The sequence below is a fragment of the Rhizobium sp. LjRoot254 genome (assembly GCF_964254105.1).
Classification (GTDB): domain Bacteria; phylum Pseudomonadota; class Alphaproteobacteria; order Rhizobiales; family Rhizobiaceae; genus Rhizobium_E.
Genome location: NZ_CAXUSM020000001.1, coordinates 5,008,404 through 5,026,349 on the forward strand (window position 1 = coordinate 5,008,404; position 17,946 = coordinate 5,026,349).

Sequence of the window (17,946 nt, forward strand, 5' to 3'; positions counted from 1 at the left end):
TCCCCAGCGGGGAGAGGTCCGCCGAGCGCAGCGGAGGCGGGGTGAGGGGGAGTCCCACGGCACGCCTTGCAATGAAGCAATCGGGACGGAGAGAACCATGGCCAAAAGCAATGTCTTCACGATCCCGCCCGGCGCGCCCTTTCTGAAGGTGCTGGCGCAGTCGCTGTGCGAGAGCCGTCTGGTTCCTGGCTTCAGATACGATGCAGCTGATCCGCTGAGCCTCGCGTCTACCACCATCTACCTTCCCACACGCCGCGCCGCGCGCGTGCTGCGCTCGGAATTCGTCGATCTGCTGGGTGGGCGCTCGGCGATCCTGCCTGTGATCCGGCCGCTCGGCGAGACCGATGACGATGCCGGCTATTTCGACGAGGAGCCGAACAGCCTGCTCGACCTGCTGCCGCCGGTCGGCAATCTCACGCGGTTGATCGAGTTGGCGCGGCTGATCCTGATCTGGCGCAACCGCCTGCCGGAAAAGCTCAGGGCAATCCATGACGATTCGCCGCTGGTGGCGCCGGCGAGCCCCGCCGACGCGATCTGGCTGGCGCGCAGCCTGATCGAACTGATCGACGCGGTCGAAACCGAGGAGACGGGCTGGGAGGGGCTGAAGGCATTCGACGAGGCCGATCGCGCCATCTGGTGGGAGCTGACAGGCGAATTCATCAAGGTCGCCAGCGCATTCTGGCCGGCGCGGCTCACTGAGCTCAACCGTTCTTCGCCGGCTTTGCATCGCAATCTCGCAATCCGCGCCGAGGCGGCCCGCGTGGCGCGTGATGGCAGCCATGGGCCGGTCGTCGTGGCGGGTTCGACCGGCTCGATTCCCGCAACGGCGGACCTGATTGCCGCGATTCATCGCCTCGACAATGGAGCGGTGGTGCTGCCGGGCCTCGACCAGGCCATGCCGCGTGCGGATTGGCCGCTGGCCGGTGCAATCCGCGCTGATGGCTCGAAAAACACCGATCCGGCAAGCCGCAGCCACCCGCAATATGGCCTGTTTCATCTGCTCAGGAAGCTCGGCGTCGAGCGCGAGGAGGTGACGCCGCTCGCGACCGACGCGCCGGATATGGCGAAGCGGATCGAGGCCGCGTCCGTGGCCTTCATGCCGGCGGAGGCCGAGGTCAACCATCAGAAATTTCGCGATCGGGATGAAGGCCTGCTGGCCGAAGCCTTCGCCGGGATCGCGCTGATAGAAGCAAACAACGAACGCGAGGAGGCATTGGCCATTGCAATTGCACTGAAACTGGCGCTCGATAGCGAGGGTCCTGCGGTGCAGGCGGCACTGGTGACGCCGGACCGGACGCTGGCGCGCCGCGTCTCAGCCGAGCTGCAACGGTTCGGCATCGAGGCCGACGATTCGGCCGGCACGCCGCTCGCCGCCTCCCATCATGGTAGCCTGATCCGGCTGGCGCTCGAAAGCATTCTCCGGCCCGGCGATCCGGTGGCGCTGGCGAGCCTGATCAAGCATCCGCTGGTGCGGCTCGGCCGCGAGCGCGAGGCGCTCGACAGCGCCTCGCATGCGCTGGAAATGCTGGCCTTGCGTGGCGGGACGGCGCTGGTCGATGCGGCCGCGCTCACACCCGTGGTGCTGCAGGCCATAGAGGAACTCGGCAAGAACAGGTTCTCCAGGCGCTGGCAGATGCGGCTCAGGACGGCGGAGTGCCAGAGCCGGATCGTGGACCTCGCGCGCGACATCGAAGCGGCCGTCGAGCCGCTGGCGCGCATGCTGGTGGCGGACAACGGCAACGGATTGCGGGCGCAGCATCCGCTCGGCGCCTGGGCAGAGGCGACGGGCAAGGTGCTGGAAGCACTGTGCCGGGATGAGCGCGGCAGCCTCGGCACGCTGTGGTCGGGCGAAGCGGGCGACGCTCTGGCGGGGCTGCTCAAGGACCTGATCGAAACGGCCGAGACCATGGATGCGACAGGGCCGCAATGGGCCGATGTCACAAACGCTTTGTTAGCCGGCGTCGGCATCAAGCCGAAGGCGATCGGCCACCCGCGCGTGTTCATCTGGGGCACGCTCGAAGCACGGCTGCAGAGCGTTGATACGCTGGTGCTCGGCGCGCTGAACGAGGGCACCTGGCCGGGCGCCACCGCCAACAATCCCTTCCTGTCGCGAGCGATGAAGACCGAGATCGGGCTCGAACCGCCGGAGCGGCGGATCGGTCAGTCGGCACATGATTTCGTGATGGGCATGGGCACGCGGAAGCTGATCCTGACGCGGGCGCTGAGGCAGGGCGGCGCGCCATCGGTGGCGTCGCGCTTCGTGCAACGGCTGTTGTCGGTCACCGGCGAGCATATCGGCGACGCGATGATCGCCCGCGGCGAGCGCTACCGCCGATATGCCGGGCTGATCGACCGGAGCAGCAGGGCCGAGGAACAGCCATTCGCGGCGCGGCCGGCGCCGACGCCTGACGCGGGGCGGCAACCGGTGTCCTACTCCTTCAGCGAGGCCGGACGGCTGCGGCGCGACCCCTATGCGATCTATGCGCGGCGGGTGCTGAGGCTCGATCCGCTCGACGGCTTCAACGAGGATCCGGGGGCGGCCGACCGGGGTAATATCTATCACGAGATCGTCCAGCTTTTCGTCGAAAGCGGGGTTGATCCGCGCGCGGAGAGCGCGTTAGAGAGGATCAGGGACATCACGCATCAGGTTTTCGACCGTGCGGCACTTCCTGCGCATATCGATGCGGTCTGGCGGCCGCGGGCGATCGATATGGCGCGCGCCTTTCTCGATAAGGAAAGCGAGCGCAGGCCGATGATCCGCAAGACCTATGTCGAGCGTTCTGCAAAACTGCAAGTGACCGACCATCTCGCCGTGACGGGCCGCGCCGACCGCATCGATATCCGCAAGGACGGGCTGGCCGATATCGTCGATTACAAGACCGGCTCATCGCCATCGGCCAAGGTGGCGCGGACGCTGCTCGATCCGCAATTGGCTTTGGAGGCCGCCGTGCTGAAGGGCGATGGCTTCTTCGGGGTCGGCGCGCATGAGACGCAGGACCTGATTTATATGCGGCTGCGACCGGGCTCGAAATTCGTGGTGGAGACGGTCAACAACGAGAATTCCACCTATGGCAAACCGGAAAGCCGGAAATCGGCCAGCGAGTTGGCGAATGAGTCGATTAGCCAGCTTACGAAACTGACGGAGGCGCTGAGAGAAAAGAAAGCCGGATTCAAGAGCCGTGTCGCGCCATTCAAGGACGCCGACTATGGCGGCGAATACGACCATCTGGCGCGGGTGGCGGAGTGGTCGGCGGCCGAGTTGGAAGAGGAGACCGGCGATGAATGATGCCGTCCTCCAGCCGTCCGATGTGCTCGACGAGACCCGCCGCAAGCAGAACCTCGCCTCCGACCCAGCGCATTCGGCCTGGGTGTCGGCCAATGCCGGTTCGGGCAAGACGCATGTGCTGACTCAGCGCGTGATCCGGCTGATGCTCGATGGTGCACGGCCGTCCTCGATCCTCTGCCTGACCTATACCAAGGCGGCCGCGAGCGAGATGTCCAACCGCGTGTTCGAGCGGCTGTCGCGCTGGACCTCGCTCGATGACGCGGCGCTTTCCGAGGAAATCGCTGGTATGGAGGGTCGGACGCCGAACGCGATCAAGCTGGCCGATGCGCGGCGGCTGTTCGCGCGGGCGCTGGAAACGCCGGGCGGGCTGAAGATCCAGACCATCCACGCCTTTTGCGAGGCGCTGCTGCACCAGTTTCCGCTCGAGGCCAATGTGGCCGGGCATTTCAACGTTCTGGACGACAAGGCGGCGGCGAGCCTGCTATCGGAGGCACGGCGCGGACTGCTGACCGCGACGCAGGCCGAGCATGACAGCACGCTGGCGGCGGCCTTCCACGACGTGTTGACGCTTGCCGACGAATTCGGCCTCGACCGGCTGTTGCAGGAGATCGTTAGCCGGCGCGGGGCGCTACAGCGCTTCTTCGATTCCGCGCGGCATGAGGGCATCGAGGTGGCGCTGCGAAATGGGCTCGGCATCGGGCTCACCGAAAGCGTCGCGTCGATCGCGGCGCGGGCCTGGCCGCTGCCCGGGCTGGGCGAAGGACGGATGCAGGATTATATCGCGCTGGCCAATGGCACCGGCGGCAAGAATGCCCAGGAGCGCGCCTATGCGCTGGGCGCGGCACGGAGCGAGGGCGACCCGGTGAAGCGGTTGCAACTGCTGCGCGCGACGTTCCTGAAAAAATCCGACGAACTGCCCTATGCCGATACCGGCTTCTACACGACCGCGATGCGCAAGGCCGATCCCGCGCTGTGCGCCGATATGGTTGCGGCGGCGGCCTTCGTTTCCGATCTCTGGCAGGAGTTCAAGATTCTCCGGATGTTCGAGGCGACGCGGGCGGCGCTGGTGCTGGCCGAGCGGCTGATCTCGGGCTACGAGGCGCTGAAGAAGGAGCGCGGCTTTCTCGATTTCGACGACTTCATCACCCGCACCGAGGCGCTCTTGAAGAAGAGCGAGATCGGGCCGTGGGTGCATTACAAGCTCGACCAGGGCATCGACCACCTGCTGCTCGACGAGGCGCAGGATACCAGCCCCTCGCAGTGGGAAATCATCATGTCGCTGACCGACGAGTTCTTCTCGGGCGCCAGCGCGCGGATGATCAACCGCACGATCTTCACCGTCGGTGATGAGAAGCAGTCGATCTATTCGTTCCAGGGCGCGCGGCCGGAGCGGTTTGCGATGGAACGCCGCCGCGCCATGGAGCGCGCCGATTCGGGCTCGAAACGGTTCGAGCCGTTGCAATTGCAGGTATCATTCCGCTCGACCGAGGATGTGCTGACCGCCGTGGACCAGGTGTTCTCGGACGAAGGCAATGCGCGCGGGCTGAGCGCCGACCGGGAGCCGGTCGTGCATGTCTCCAACCGCATGAACCATGCCGGCGCGGTGGATATCTGGGACATCATTGCCGAGGAGGGCAACGAAGACGAGGATGAGGACTGGCTGGCGCCGTTCGACCGGCCGGCGGAGAAGTCTTCGATCGTGCAGCTGGCGCAGCGCATGGCGGCGGTGATCCAGGACATGGTGGGCAAGGAGACGCTGGACGCCAAGGACGGTCCGCGCCGGATCACCGCCGGCGATATCCTGGTGCTGGTGCGCAAGCGCGATGCCTTTGCCGGGGCCTTAGCGCGGGAATTGAAGCGCAGCGGGTCCGTGCCTGTCGCCGGTACCGACCGGCTGGTGCTGTCGAGCCATATCGCCATACAGGACCTGATGGCGTTGGCCCGCTTCGCGCTGCTGCATGAGGATGATCTGTCGCTGGCAGCGCTGGTGAAGAGCCCGTTCTTCGATATGGGCGAGGACGATCTCGACATGCTGTGCGGGTTGCGCGGCGGCGAGCAGACGGTATGGAGCCGGCTAAAGGAATTGGCCGGCGCCGATGCCCGTTGGGCTGACATGCGCGACAAGCTGGTCCGCTGGGTGAAAATGGCCTGCTCGATGCGGGTGCACGATTTCTATGCCGCGCTGCTGGGCCGCGAGGGCGGGCGGAAGAAATTCCTGGCGCGCTTCGGGCATGAGGTCAGCGACGTGCTGGATGAATTCCTCAATTTCGCGCTGTCGCATGAAGAGGCCGGCATTCCGGGGCTGACAAGTTTCGTCACCACGCTCGAACAGGATTCGCCCGAGATCAAGCGCGAGCAGGACAAGGGCCGCGACGAGGTGCGGATCATGACCGTACATGCCTCCAAAGGGCTGGAGGCGCCAGTGGTGTTCCTGGTTGATGGCGGCTCGAAGGCGTTCGACAAATCGATGCTGCCGAAACTGAGATTGATGTCGCGGGGCGAGGACCAGGCGCCGATACCGTTCTGGGTACCTGCCAAGGATTACCAGAACCGGATTTCCACCGCCGATGACACGCGGCTCGGTGAATTGGCGGAGGAGGAATACCGGCGGCTGCTCTATGTCGGCATGACGCGGGCGTCGGACCGGCTGATCCTCTGCGGCTATCGCAGGAAGCGGCTGGTTCCGGGCACCTGGGCGGAACTGGCGACCTCGGCACTTTCCCGCAACGAGGACAAATGCCTGCCGGTGACGTTCAGATCGGGTCCGTTCGAATGGACGGGCTATAAATGGCGGCATCATGATCGGGTGCCGCGGGCGGCGGATCGGGTGGAACGTAGCGAAGCCGGCGAAGCGATTGGTTTGCCGGATTCGCTGTTCGAGCCGCTGGCGCTGATGCCAAGCCTGCCTCGCCCGCTGGCGCCCTCCGGCGTGCATGCGATTATCGACGATGAGGAGGGCGATACGATCGTGCCCTCGGCGCTGTTTGTCGACAAGCCATCGGGCACGGGCGCGCAGGTGAAGGGCAAGATCGTGCACCGGCTGCTGCAGGCACTGCCGGATTTCGAACCAGCGGAACGCCCGGGTGCAGCGATGCGCTATCTCGACCGCGCACTGCCGCAATGGAGCGCGGCGGCGCGGCAGGCTCTGGCCACTGATGTGCTCGGGATGATCGCCGACCCCCGCTTCGCCAGCCTGTTTGCCGAGGGGTCGCGCGCGGAGGTCTCCATCATGGGCACGATCCATATCAAAGGCCGCGATTATGCCGTCTCGGGGCGAATCGATCGCATGGGGGTGGCAGGCGACAAGGTCTTCATCCTCGACTACAAGACCAACCGGGTGCCGCCGGCCTCACGGGAGGATATCCCCTTTGCCCACAGGGCGCAGCTGGCGCTCTACGCCCAGGTTTTATCACCTCTTTTTGCCGGCAAAGCGGTGGAATGCTTGCTGATTTATACCGAAGGTCCGCATCTTTATGCTCTCGAACCCACTGATCTTGAAAAAGCCCTGCTTGCTATTTCGCCCCAATGATTTACCCCATTGAAAGGTAGGCGCCGCATGCTCACATACAGCGCATATTCATTTCGTCCCGAAAGGAGAGACGCATGGCCACCGTGAAGGTCGACAACAACAATTTCCAGAACGAGGTCCTGAATTCGGCCGAACCGGTCGTGGTGGACTTCTGGGCCGAATGGTGCGGACCCTGCAAGATGATCGCGCCTGCGCTCGAGGAAATTTCCAACGAGATGACCGGCAAGGTGAAGGTCGTGAAGCTCAATATCGATGATAATCCGGAATTGGCCGCCCAGTTCGGCGTGCGCTCGATTCCGACGCTCGCCATCTTCAAGGGCGGCAAGGTTGCCGACATCAAGGTCGGGGCTGCCCCCAAGACCGCGCTCACCGCCTGGATCGCCGGCGCCGCGTGATTCACGTGAAACCATGCAGTGACATGGGGTCATCGCAACGGTAGAAATTTGGAACGCCGTGCATCGAGAGGTGCGCGGCGTTTTTTTGTTTTCGTAAAGTCAATGTCGCTTAGCCTGCCTTGATTGGCGATGCGGCCGCTTAGGTCCTCTTCTCCCCTTGGGGAGAAGTGCCGAGCGAATGCGAGGCGATGAGGGGTTCCCCCGATAGCATTGGGCGCTTCGCGCAACCCCTCATCCGGTCCTTCGGACCACCTTCTCCCCAAGGGGAGAAGAGAAGCAAGGCGGCAAACACGTCCTCAATCGCAAAAACCCGCGTCCCTGGCGGTGGAACGCGGGCCTGTCTTCTGGCACTCCCCCGGCGAAAAATCAGCCGGAGAAGCCTTCGTGGTTGTCGGTGTTGGCCGGGGGACGGTTGTTGCGATCGCGCATGAAGCGGTCGAACTCTTCCTGATCCTTGGCGCGGCGCAGTTCGCGGAGGTAGTTGTCGAACTCGGCGCGCATTTCGTCGAGCTTGCGGCGTTCTTCCTCGATGCGTTCCAGTTCGGCCTTGCGCCAGTCGTCGAAGGCAACATTGCCTGTGTCAGGGCGATGGTGACGGCCGCGGCCGTGCCAGCCGCCGGCTTGCCTGCAGTTGCGATAGAATCCATCCATCTTTTCATTCGCCTCTCGTTTGAAGGCATGCAGCCGGTCACCGAAGAGGATATAGGCGAGCATTGCCAGGCCAAGCGGCCAGAAGACGATGAAACCCAGGACCATCAGCGCGATGGTGGCCGGCGTCCAATCGGGCCGTATGAGTGGTGCAGTGCGGTACATCTTTCCAGTTCCTTGCAGTAGACGGCTCACAAAAGCGTGAACCGGTACAATCGATGTGGGAAGGATTTTGCGGCCTTCAAGAACATTAGCGACGGGAATCGGACAGGTGCTTGATAATCAAGCAATATTTCAGCACGAAAAGCGGCGGGCCGGAGCAATTTCATGCTCCGGCCCGCTTTACAATACTTAACAATATCAGGGCGTTACTTACTTTCCGGAAGCGGCCATGCGGCGCCTGCCGCCCTCGATGACGCGGATAGCGGGCTTGGCTGCCGCACGCGCAGTCTTGCCGTGGTCGTTCATGAACTTCAGAATGCGCGGCGCGATTTCCTTGCGGAAGCGCGAACCGTTGAACACGCCGTAGTGGCCGACATCCGGCTGCATATAGTGCATGCGCATGTCGTCCGTGAGGCTCGAGCAGAGCGTCTGTGCCGCCCTGGTCTGGCCGAGGCCTGAAATGTCGTCGTTTTCGCCCTCCACCGTGAGCAGCGCGGTCGTTCTGATCTTCGAGGGATCGACCGGCTTGCCGCGATGGGTCAGTTCGCCCTTCGGCAGCGAATGTTCGATGAACACGGTCTTGACCGTCTGCAGGTAGAATTCGGCGGTCAGGTCCATGACGGCGAGATATTCGTCGTAGAAATCGCGATGCTTCTCGGCCGGCTCACCGTCGTTCTTCACCAGATGGAAGAAGAAATCCTTGTGGGCGATCATGTGGCGGTCGAGATTCATCGACATGAAGCCCGAGAGCTGCAGGAAGCCGGGATAGACCGGACGCATGAAGCCCGGCTGCGGCCACGGCACTGGCATGATGACGTTCTCCTCGAACCAGGAGAGCGGGCGGGCCTGGGCGAGCTGGTTGACGGCCGTCGGGTTGATGCGGGTGTCGATCGGGCCGCCCATCAGCGTCATGGACGACGGCGAAAGCGGATCGCCTTCTTCCTCCATGAGCGCAACGGCGGCAAGGACCGGAACCGAGGGCTGGCAGACGGCGATCACATGGGTGTCTTCGCCGAGGTGATGGATCATTTCGATGACGTAATCGATATAATCGTCGAGATCGAAGCGGCCTTCGGACAGCGGCACCATGCGCGCGTCCTTCCAGTCGGTAATGTAGATCTCGGCATCGGGGAGAAGCGTTTCCACTGTGCCTCGTAGCAGCGTGGCATAGTGGCCGGACATCGGCGCCACGATGAGGATCTTCGGATCCTTTTTGTGGCCCGACGGCAGACAGCGCTCGAAATGCAGGAGATCGCAGAAAGGTTTCGACCAGACCACATTCTCGTGGACCGAGACCGGCTTGCCGCCGATATCGGTGGTATCGAGGCCGAAAGCCGGCTTGCCGTAGCGCCGCGTGGCGCGCTCGAAAACCTCGAAGCCCGCGGCGAATGCGCGGCCGAGCTTGGTGTAAGCCATGGGATTGAAGGGGTTTCGATAGGCAACACGCATGGAGTCTGCTGCAGCGCGCCATGGCGCCATTGCGGCATGGTTTAGTTCATAAAGCTGATAAAACATTCACACGCCTTACTTTTTCGCACCGCGGCTTCCCGTCTGCCGTCTTGTGCTTATTGCAACCGCGAAGAACCTAACAGGTTTCCCCTAATCAACAACAAAGCCGATTGTTCCGATTCGGATCAACCTATCAATTCGTATGACTATATGTAGTAACCAATGTTGCCTGTGCCAGGCTTATCCACTTCAAATCGTAATCACGGCCTTGATCGGACCTTCCCTTTGGTGCGGTCGGTTCGATCCCGGGATGGCGGGTCTGGCTTGATTTTTGTCTTTTATCGACAATAGACAGATGGCCGCCAATGGGTAATATTGTCATGGAGATGTAACATTGGGACTCCCGGCATGGCGCGGCAGAATACCGTCTTCAAGGAAGCTTATAACCGCTGTCTGGCGGAGCTGAGTACCAATGACAACTTGCCCTCAGAGCCGGAGCTCGGCGAGCGGCTGGGCATCAGCCGCACCACCGTGCGCGCGATCCTCACGCGGATGCACGAGGCGCGGCTGATCAATTGGGACAAGCGCGTCAAGACGGTGCTGCGCGGGCCCGAAGTGCAGGACTTCTTTCCCGACGAGGAAACCAATTCGCTGAACGACGTCATCGAGAAGAGCTTCATGAAGCGGATTCTCACCGGCGACGCCGAACCCGGCACCCAGATCAACGAGGCGGAGCTGGCCCGCGAGATCGGCACCGGCACGACCAGCGTCAGGGAATTCCTCATTCGCTTCTCGCGCTTCGGGCTGATCGAGAAGCGGCCGAACAGCCACTGGATTCTCAAGGGTTTCACCCTTGATTTCGCGCTGGAACTGACCGAAGTGCGCGAAATGTTCGAATTGAGGTCGGCGGCGTCCTTTGCCCATCTCTCCGACGATCATCCGGCCTGGGCCGATCTCGACGAGATCGAGGCCGAGCACCATGTGCTGCTCGCCGACATCGATGCGCGCTACAAGGATTTCTCGGCGCTCGACGAAAAATTCCATCTTCTGGTGCACCGGGCATCCGGCAACCGCTTCGTGGTGGATTTCTACGACGTGATCGCCTTCATTTTCCACTATCACTACCAGTGGAACAAGGCGTTTGCCCGTGCCCGCAACGAGCGCGCGATGATCGAGCATCTCGATTACATCGCGGCGCTCCGGTCGCGCGATCCTGATCGAATCGAGGCGGCGTGTCGGCTGCATCTGAATTCCGCGCGTCAAACGCTCCTGCAATCCGTTCCCGGCTGAGGTGCAAATGGATACACCGGTCCTGCAATTCGGAACCAGCCGCTTTCTCCAGGCCCATGCCGATCTCTTCATTAGCGAGGCGATGAAACGCGGGGAAGCTCTGGGACCGGTGACCATCGTGCAGACGACCGGGGCGGGCGAACGAAGCCGGCGGCTCGCCGCACTGGCGGCGAAGGACGGGTTTCTCATCCATATCCGCGGCAAGCAGGACGGAAGGATCATCGACAAGGTGAGTTGCGTGATGTCGGTCAAGCGGGCCATGTCGGCGCTGACGCAATGGGACGAGGTAGCCCGAATCTTCGCCGGCGAAACAAAGGTCGTCATCTGCAACACGGCCGACACGGGCTATGATATTTCCGCCGAGAGCGCCGGATGGCCGGAGGCGATCCCGGCGTCCTTTCCCGGCAAGCTGACGAAGCTGCTGTTCGCACGCTTCCAGCAATCCGGCGAAGCGCTGACGATCCTGCCCGCCGAACTCATTCCCCGCAACGGCGACAATCTCAAAGCCATCGTGCTGAAGCTCGCGCGCGACTGGCATATCGGCGAGCCATTCATCGCCTGGCTCGAGGAAAAGGTGATATTTTCCAACACTTTGGTCGACCGGATCGTATCCGAACCACTGGAGCCGGCGGGGGCGATTGCCGAACCCTATGCGCTCTGGGCGATCGAGAGCCAGCCGGGTCAGGTCCTGCCCTGCACGCATCCGGCAATGGTGGTGGCGAGCGACATCGCCCGGTATGAGCGGCTCAAGCTGTTCATCCTCAATCTCGGCCATACTTATCTCGCCGACGGCTGGCTGAAATCCGATCTGCCGCGCGACATGACCGTGAAACAACTGATGGACCGGCCCGATGCGCGGGCACGGCTCGAGGATCTCTACGAGGACGAGGTGCTGCCCGGCTTTGCCGCACAGGGCATGCGTGGCGCGGCGCGTGCTTACGTCGCGCAGACCATCGAACGCTTCGAAAACCCGTTCCTGAAGCATAGGCTCTCCGACATCGCGCAGAACCACCAGGAAAAGATTCGGCGCCGGATGGGCGGATTTCTCGAATGGAGCGGCGCCGACGCATTGATGCTGGGCGCCATGGCCGCCGACGCGTCGCGAAATACCTGATTCATGAACGCAATGTCGCATCACGCGCGATTGCGGAACCATGCCCGGCTTGCCATAACTTGGGAAAACAAGGAGCAAGCTCATGGCCCTATCGACCGCGAACGTTCAGACCGAAAGCGGCAGCAAATATCTCCAGCAGCTCTGCAAGCACTGGTCGCACAAGATGGTGACTGAGTTCGACCCCAGGCAGGGCCGCGTCGATTTCCCGTCGGGCGCGCAACTGTTCCTCGAAGCGGACGAAGGCGTGCTGCGCTTGAAGCTCGAGGCGCCGGACGACAGCCTCGAGCGGATGGAAGGCGTGGTGGCAGATCATCTGAAGCGCTTCGCCTTCCGCGAGGAACTGACCTTCGATTGGGCCAAAGCGGCTTAATCACATACCGGGACAAATAAATGACAGACGAACGCAAGCCGGACCACCCGGTCAATCCCATATTTTTCGAACGCTGGTCGGCGCGGTCCTTCACCGGCGAGGCCATGCCGGAGGCGGATCTGCTGACGATGTTCGAAGCGGCGCGTTGGGCGCATTCGGCATCCAACCGCCAGCCGTGGCGCTTCAGCTATGCGCTCCGTGGCGACGCGAACTTCCAGCAATATGTGCAGTTTCTCGATGAGGGAAACCAGCAATGGGGGCACAAGGCGGCGGCGATCGTGATCGTCATCTCGGCCAAGTTCACCACGCCGACAGATGGTTCCGAACCCCGGCCGATCGGCACCCATTCACTGGATACGGGCGCGGCGCTGCAGAGCTTCACGCTGCAGGCCGCGATGCTGGGTTATGTGGCGCATCCGATGGCGGGCATCGAGAAGGACAGGATCGTGGCCGGGCTCGGGATCGACCCGGATCGCTACAAGGTCGAGGCGGGGATCGCGATCGGCAAGCTCGCCGACAAGGACCTGCTGCCGGAGAAATTCCAGGAGCGCGAAAAGAAGGGCGGGCGGCGGCCGCTGAATGAGACGGCTTTCAAGGGGATGTTTCGGGGGTAGAGTATAGGCCTTCCCGGGGAAGGATTCACCCGTCACCAAGCGCGTCCAGATGCTCAGCTGACGCTTCGCATGGACTTGCTATCCTCTCCCACAAGGGGAGAGGTAAACTCGTGGCACCGCTTCGCCACAAGTGAAGGGTCGAATGCGTGGCACCCTACCTCTCCCCCTGTGGGAGAGGATACGAAGGCCGGGTGAGCAAAGCGAACCCATGGCCGAAGTTGGTGAGGGGTAAATCGCCGCGCAATGCACCCTCTACCTTTCCTCTCGAATCTGCTAACTCTCTCCCATGCTCTCACGCCTCTCCTTCCTCCAGAAGCCCGAACGGCCGTCCGATCCGAAGACACGGACGATCGATGTCGCGGGCCGAAGCGTGCCGCTGGCCGTCCGCCCGGATGCGCGGGCGCGGCGGATTACGCTCCGAATCGATCCAGGCGGACAATCGCTCAAATTGACCGTGCCCAAGGGGCTGAAGGAGCGGGAAATCCAGGATTTCCTCAACCGGCACCAGGGCTGGCTGATGACCAAGCTGGCGCGGTTTCCGACCACCAATGCGGTGACCGAGGGGCGCTATATCCAGATCCGCGGCGTGGCGCACCGGATCGAGCGCACCGGAAAGCTGCGCGGCCTGACCGAAACGACCGAGAAGGATGGCGAGAAGGTGCTGCTGGTCGGCGGCGCGGAGGATCATCTCGCCCGGCGCATCCGCGACTTCCTGAAGGTGGAGGCCCGGAAGGATCTCGACCTGCTGGCGCGCAGGCATGCCGCCGCGATCGGGCGCAAGGTCGCCTCGATCTCGCTGAAGGATACGAAGAGCCGCTGGGGCAGTTGCTCGCATGATGGCAATCTCTCGTTTTCGTGGCGCATCGTCATGGCGCCGGATCATGTGATCGATTATCTCGCGGCGCATGAAGTGGCGCATCTCGCCGAGATGAACCATTCGGACCGGTTCTGGGCGATCTGCGAGGACCTCTGCCCGCAAAGCGACGAGGCCAAGCGCTGGCTGAAACGCAACGGCGCCATGCTGCATGTCATGGATTTCGGCTAGTCTACGCACGTTTCGCGCAGTCGTTCGTGTGTTAGAATGTGCTCATGGTCGAGATGACGTTTTACATCTGGCTCCTGGGAGCGGCCCTGATCTTTGTTGCCGTGGCGATGAGCGGACAGGCGACCGACCGTTCCCAAGCGATCTGGCTGCTGTTGCTGGCGGCATCGTGGCCGTTTGTGCTGGTCTTCATGGCCGTCGGTGCTGTGCTGATGGCGATCTCCGCCGCCGCATCCACCAAGCCCTGAAGCACCCGACTTTTGCCTCCCGGCCATCGGCAAACGCCTGCGAATGCCGCAAATTTGCCTCGACTTGGCCGAGAATTCATGTCACTGGCATGCTCATGACGCTGGACATCAAAATTTGCGGCCTGAAGACCGAGGAAGCGGTCGATCGCGCGGTGGCGCTCGGTGCTACCCATATCGGCTTCATCTTCTTCGCCAAGAGCCCCAGGCATATCGAGCCCGCGGATGCCGGGCGGCTCGCCGGTCGCGTGCGTGGCAAGGTCAAGATCGTGTCCGTATCGGTCGATCCCGATAATGACGACCTCGACGAGATTGTCGCCCTGATGCGACCCGATATATTACAGCTGCACGGCAAGGAGACGCCCGACCGGGTGCTGACGATCAAGGCCGTCACCGGCCTGCCGGTGTGGAAGGCGCTTTCGATCGCCGACGCTGATGATCTGAGGCGGATCGAAGCCTATGACGGCATTGCCAACCGCTTCCTGCTCGATGCCAAGCCGCCTATAAATTCCGAATTGCCAGGCGGCAACGGCGTGAGCTTCGACTGGCGGCTGCTCAGCGGCCTCGACGCCAGCGTGGATTACATGCTGTCCGGCGGGCTCAACAAGGACAATGTCGGCGAGGCGCTCAGCATTGCGCGGCCGACCGGCATAGACACATCATCCGGCGTCGAATCGAGTCCCGGCGTCAAGGATCTGGAGATGATGGACGAGTTTTTCGAAGCCGTGCGCCTGGCCCAAGCGTCAGGCAACGTCGCGGCTTGAGGGGAGAAGACCAGTGAACGAGGCCCTAAGACCCAATACCCTGCGCTCCGGTCCCGACGAGGACGGGCGGTTCGGCATTTTCGGCGGTCGATTCGTCGCCGAAACATTGATGCCGCTGATCCTGGAACTACAGGACGAGTGGGAGAAGGCCAAGACCGATCCGGAATTCCAGGCGGAGCTCAAGAGCCTCGGCACGCATTACATCGGACGCCCCAGCCCACTCTATTATGCGGAGCGCCTGACCCAGCATCTCGGCGGTGCGAAGATCTATTTCAAGCGCGAGGAACTGAACCACACCGGCTCGCACAAGATCAACAACTGCATCGGCCAGATCCTCCTCGCCAAGCGCATGGGCAAGACCCGCATCATCGCCGAAACCGGCGCCGGCCAGCATGGCGTGGCCTCGGCGACGGTCGCGGCGCGCTTCGGCTATCCTTGCGTCGTCTATATGGGCGCGACCGATGTCGAGCGACAGGCGCCGAACGTGTTCCGCATGAAGCTGCTCGGCGCCGAAGTGGTGCCGGTGACCGCCGGCAGCGGCACGCTCAAGGACGCGATGAACGAGGCCTTGCGCGACTGGGTGACCAATGTCGACGACACCTATTACCTGATCGGCACGGCGGCAGGTCCGCATCCCTATCCTGAGATGGTGCGCGATTTCCAGTCGGTGATCGGCTCTGAGGCCAAGCAGCAGCTGATGGAAGCCGAAGGCAGATTGCCTGACATGGTGATCGCGGCTGTCGGCGGTGGCTCCAACGCCATCGGCATCTTCCATCCCTTCCTCGATGATCAGAACGTCAAGCTGGTCGGCGTCGAAGCCGGCGGACGCGGGCTGGAAGGCGTCGAGCATTGCGCCTCGATCACCGCGGGATCGCCCGGCGTGCTGCATGGCAACCGCACCTATCTTCTCCAGGACCGCGACGGCCAAATCCTTGAAGGTCATTCGATCTCGGCCGGCCTCGATTATCCCGGGATCGGGCCGGAACACGCCTGGCTCAACGATATCGGCCGCGCCGAATACGTTCCGATCATGGACAACGAGGCGCTGGAGGCATTCCAGCTGCTCACCAAGCTCGAGGGCATCATTCCAGCGCTGGAGCCGAGCCATGCCATCGCTGAGGTGATCAAGCGGGCGCCCAAGATGGGCAAGGACCAGATCATCCTGATGAACCTCTCCGGCCGGGGCGACAAGGACATCTTCACTGTCGGCAAGATTCTCGGTATGGGGCTCTGATCATGACTGCGCGTATGGACAAGAAATTCGCCGATGTGAAAGCCGAGGGCCGCCCGGCCTTCGTGACCTACATCATGGCCGGCGACCCGGACTACCAGACCTCGCTCGACATCATGAAGGCGCTGCCCGGGGCCGGTGCGGATATCATCGAGCTTGGCGCGCCGTTTTCCGACCCGATGGCCGACGGCCCGGTGATCCAGCTGGCGGGCCAGCGCGCGCTGAAGTCCGGCCAGGACATGGTCAAGACGCTCGCCATCGCCAAAGCCTTCCGTGCCGGCGACCAGACGACGCCGATCGTGCTGATGGGCTATTATAATCCGATCTACATCTATGGCGTCGACCGGTTCCTCGACGACGCGCTGGACGCCGGCATCGACGGCCTGATCATCGTCGACCTGCCGGCCGAAATGGATGACGAACTCTGCATTCCGGCGCTCGCCAAGGGCATCAACTTCATCCGGCTCGCGACGCCGACGACCGATGACAAGCGCCTGCCGAAGGTGCTGACCAACACATCCGGCTTCGTCTATTACGTCTCGATGACCGGTATCACCGGCTCGGCGCTGCCTGATCCCACGAAGATCGCGGGCGCCGTCAACCGCATCAAGAGCCACACCGCACTGCCGGTCTGCGTCGGCTTCGGCGTTAAGACCGCCGAGCATGCAAGGCTGATCGGCGCTTCGGCCGATGGGGTTGTCGTGGGCACTGCGATCGTGAATGTCGTGGCGGCTTCGCTCGATCAGGACGGCAAGGCCACGCCTGAAACCGTATCATCGGTCGCGAGCTTCGTACGCGACCTGTCGGAAGGCGTGCACGCCGCGCGCCTTGCGGCCGCCGAATAAATAGCCATATCTGGGGTTAGAACCTCTTGATTCTTACCTTGGGGTAAAAGGAGTTCATCATGAACTGGATTACCAATTTCGTCCGCCCGAAGATCAACTCCATGCTCGGTCGCCCGACGGTCGATACGCCCGAAAATCTCTGGATCAAGTGCCCGGAGACCGGCGAAATGGTGTTCCACAAGGAGCTGGAGGCCAATAAGTGGGTGATCCCGAATTCCGGCTATCACATGAAGATGCCGGCCAAGGAACGCCTGAACGACCTGTTCGACGACGCTGCCTATGAACTCCTGCCGCAGCCCAAGGTGGCGCAGGATCCGCTCCGCTTCCGCGACAACAAGAAATACGCCGACCGGTTGCGCGATGGCCGTATCAAGACAGGGCTAGAGGACACGATCCTCGCCGGCGTCGGCTATGTCCGTGGCGTCAAGATGGTCGGCGTGGTCCATGAGTTCAATTTCATGGGCGGCTCGCTGGGTCTTGCCGCCGGCGAGGCGATCATCAAGGCTTTCGAGCGCGCGATCCAGGAGAAATGTCCGCTGGTGATGTTCCCGGCTTCCGGCGGCGCGCGCATGCAGGAAGGCATCCTGTCGCTGATGCAGCTGCCGCGCACCACGGTGGCCGTCGATATGCTGAAAGAATCGGGCCAGCCCTATATCGTCGTGCTGACCAATCCGACGACCGGCGGCGTGACCGCTTCCTATGCCATGCTGGGCGACGTGCATTTGGCCGAACCGGGCGCGGAAATCTGCTTCGCGGGCAAGCGCGTCATCGAACAGACGATCCGCGAAAAGCTGCCCGAAGGCTTCCAGACCTCGGAATATCTGATGGAACACGGCATGGTCGACATGGTCATCGACCGCCGCGAAATCCCCGAGACGCTGGCCCGCATGTGCCGGATGATGATGCGTATGCCGGCCGAAGAAATGAAGCAGCTCGCGCTCGCAGCCGAATAACAGACGAAG

15 protein-coding genes are annotated in these 17,946 nt (G+C 62.7%); 13 read left to right on the plus strand and 2 right to left on the minus strand.

Features of this window, described 5'->3' with window-relative positions; genetic code table 11:
- The first annotated feature begins 97 nt into the window (after positions 1-97).
- The 3 genes from addB (at position 98) to trxA (ending at position 7,210) form a co-directional block, all read left to right on the plus strand.
- Positions 98-3,286 carry a double-strand break repair protein AddB gene (addB, locus tag ACSQ26_RS24710; protein WP_436013633.1) on the plus strand — a complete coding sequence of 1,063 codons (3,189 nt, stop codon included), beginning with the start codon at positions 98-100 and terminating at the stop codon, positions 3,284-3,286.
- Entirely contained in the window at positions 3,279-6,815 is a 3,537-nt protein-coding gene (addA, locus tag ACSQ26_RS24715; protein WP_436013635.1) for a double-strand break repair helicase AddA, read from the plus strand. Before addB ends, addA begins: the two co-directional genes overlap by 8 nt.
- A gap of 74 nt (positions 6,816-6,889) precedes the next feature.
- On the plus strand, positions 6,890-7,210 hold the full coding sequence (gene trxA, locus ACSQ26_RS24720) for a thioredoxin (RefSeq protein WP_436013637.1): 321 nt from the start codon (positions 6,890-6,892) through the stop codon (positions 7,208-7,210).
- Between the two features lie 366 nt (positions 7,211-7,576).
- On the opposite strand, the gene ACSQ26_RS24725 is transcribed toward trxA, so the two are convergent.
- Positions 7,577-8,023 (minus strand): DUF2852 domain-containing protein, encoded by a 447-nt coding sequence (locus ACSQ26_RS24725; RefSeq protein WP_436013639.1) that lies wholly within the window; start codon positions 8,021-8,023, stop codon positions 7,577-7,579.
- A gap of 207 nt (positions 8,024-8,230) precedes the next feature.
- Positions 8,231-9,535, minus strand: coding sequence for a polyhydroxyalkanoate depolymerase (locus ACSQ26_RS24730; protein ID WP_436013641.1), 1,305 nt, complete (start codon positions 9,533-9,535; stop codon positions 8,231-8,233).
- A 342-nt stretch (positions 9,536-9,877) separates the two neighbouring features.
- On the opposite strand from ACSQ26_RS24730, the gene ACSQ26_RS24735 reads away from it, so the two are divergent.
- The 10 genes from ACSQ26_RS24735 (at position 9,878) to accD (ending at position 17,937) form a co-directional block, all read left to right on the plus strand.
- Positions 9,878-10,759, plus strand: a complete 882-nt coding sequence (locus ACSQ26_RS24735) for an FCD domain-containing protein (RefSeq protein WP_436013643.1) — start codon at positions 9,878-9,880, stop codon at positions 10,757-10,759.
- A gap of 7 nt (positions 10,760-10,766) precedes the next feature.
- On the plus strand, positions 10,767-11,873 hold the full coding sequence (locus ACSQ26_RS24740) for a mannitol dehydrogenase family protein (RefSeq protein WP_436013645.1): 1,107 nt from the start codon (positions 10,767-10,769) through the stop codon (positions 11,871-11,873).
- 82 nt (positions 11,874-11,955) lie between these two features.
- Positions 11,956-12,243: a DUF2218 domain-containing protein gene (locus ACSQ26_RS24745; RefSeq protein WP_436013647.1), complete on the plus strand. Its 288-nt coding sequence runs from the start codon at positions 11,956-11,958 to the stop codon at positions 12,241-12,243.
- Positions 12,244-12,263: 20 nt separating this feature from the next.
- On the plus strand, positions 12,264-12,857 hold the full coding sequence (locus ACSQ26_RS24750) for a nitroreductase family protein (protein ID WP_436013649.1): 594 nt from the start codon (positions 12,264-12,266) through the stop codon (positions 12,855-12,857).
- A 286-nt stretch (positions 12,858-13,143) separates the two neighbouring features.
- Positions 13,144-13,902 carry a M48 family metallopeptidase gene (locus ACSQ26_RS24755; protein WP_436013651.1) on the plus strand — a complete coding sequence of 253 codons (759 nt, stop codon included), beginning with the start codon at positions 13,144-13,146 and terminating at the stop codon, positions 13,900-13,902.
- Between the two features lie 44 nt (positions 13,903-13,946).
- Entirely contained in the window at positions 13,947-14,147 is a 201-nt protein-coding gene (locus ACSQ26_RS24760; protein WP_258159241.1) for a hypothetical protein, read from the plus strand.
- 95 nt (positions 14,148-14,242) lie between these two features.
- Entirely contained in the window at positions 14,243-14,908 is a 666-nt protein-coding gene (locus ACSQ26_RS24765) for a phosphoribosylanthranilate isomerase (protein WP_436013653.1), read from the plus strand.
- 13 nt (positions 14,909-14,921) lie between these two features.
- A complete protein-coding gene (gene trpB / locus ACSQ26_RS24770) occupies positions 14,922-16,142 on the plus strand; it encodes a tryptophan synthase subunit beta (RefSeq protein WP_436013655.1) in 1,221 nt (406 codons plus the stop codon).
- 2 nt (positions 16,143-16,144) lie between these two features.
- Positions 16,145-16,984: a tryptophan synthase subunit alpha gene (gene trpA, locus ACSQ26_RS24775; RefSeq protein ID WP_436013657.1), complete on the plus strand. Its 840-nt coding sequence runs from the start codon at positions 16,145-16,147 to the stop codon at positions 16,982-16,984.
- Between the two features lie 59 nt (positions 16,985-17,043).
- Positions 17,044-17,937: an acetyl-CoA carboxylase, carboxyltransferase subunit beta gene (gene accD / locus ACSQ26_RS24780; RefSeq protein ID WP_436013658.1), complete on the plus strand. Its 894-nt coding sequence runs from the start codon at positions 17,044-17,046 to the stop codon at positions 17,935-17,937.
- The last annotated feature ends 9 nt before the right edge of the window (positions 17,938-17,946 follow it).